The sequence below is a fragment of the Lactobacillus sp. MRS-253-APC-2B genome (genome assembly GCF_012843675.1).
GTDB lineage: Bacteria > Bacillota > Bacilli > Lactobacillales > Lactobacillaceae > Limosilactobacillus > Limosilactobacillus pulli.
Map to the genome: position 1 here is coordinate 1 of NZ_JABAFO010000050.1, position 939 is coordinate 939.

Annotated in this window: 1 protein-coding gene and 1 pseudogene; both read right to left on the reverse strand. The window is 42.0% G+C overall.

Annotation, left to right across the window (positions count from 1 at the left end):
• Positions 1-484, reverse strand: a pseudogene (locus tag HF864_RS09375) (RNA-guided endonuclease TnpB family protein); the annotation flags it as partial.
• A partial coding sequence (locus HF864_RS09380) for an IS607 family transposase (RefSeq protein WP_169462717.1) occupies positions 435-939 on the reverse strand: 505 nt, incomplete at its 5' end. The gene HF864_RS09380 and the pseudogene HF864_RS09375, both read right to left, overlap by 50 nt.

Below are 939 nucleotides of genomic sequence, written 5' to 3' on the forward strand. Positions count from 1 at the left end.
CACGAAGCTTAGCGGTTTGATTGTCAACGACAAACGATGTTAAACCGCCTTTTTGGTGATACTTGGGTAGTTTAGGCCGACCAGTAAACTTACCTGGAGCCTTTAAATAGGCTTTTCGTGCTTTCTTCCAAGACGTCATGTTTTGAGCGACCAGTTTCAAAACCTGCTGTGCTAAATGTACAGAGTGCATGGAACTGTACAGCATGCAGTCCCGTTGTTCATTGGACTTCTTCATGCTTTTATCCAGTTTTTCATAGCTCATCCATTCGCCGGCAAATAATTTTTGGCGAACGCGATACAATCCTTGATTGTAAACATTGTTTGCCAAATGACTGAAATGATTCAAGGTAGAAAAATACTTGTTGGATGGCTTAACAATGTGCCGTTCAACCAAGTATTCGTATTGTTGTTCAGCTTTTGCTTGTCGAATCTGATTAAACGTCTGACGACGTTTTTTCTTCGACTTGAGCTGTTTCGCCATCATGATCACCTGCCTTTTCTTCTTGTTCCAGGGCTTCCTTGATACGTTTACGCCGACCAGAGTACATTCGCATAGAGAAAGCGTGTAGCAAGGAAATAATCTCCTCGAAGATTTCCTGCTGGTCAGTTTTCTTGTCGTGCAGTTCCGACATGACGATAATTTCTGTGTGGTATTTCTCAAAAAGATATTTAAAGAGATCGAAGCCGACACGGCTTAAGCGGTCTTTATAGGTAATAATGACCTTGGATACCTTACCGGCAATCACAAGATCAAGCAGTTTGAAAAACTCCTTTCTCTTTTCGAATGAAATACCACTGGCAATATCCTTGAAAGCGCCCTTAACTTGGTAACCCTGCTTCAATGAAAAATTCTGCAAGGCTTCTAATTGGTTTTCCAAGTCCTGTTTCTGCTTAGGTGTAGAAACTCGGGCATACAGATAGACACCACGCTTCTCACCT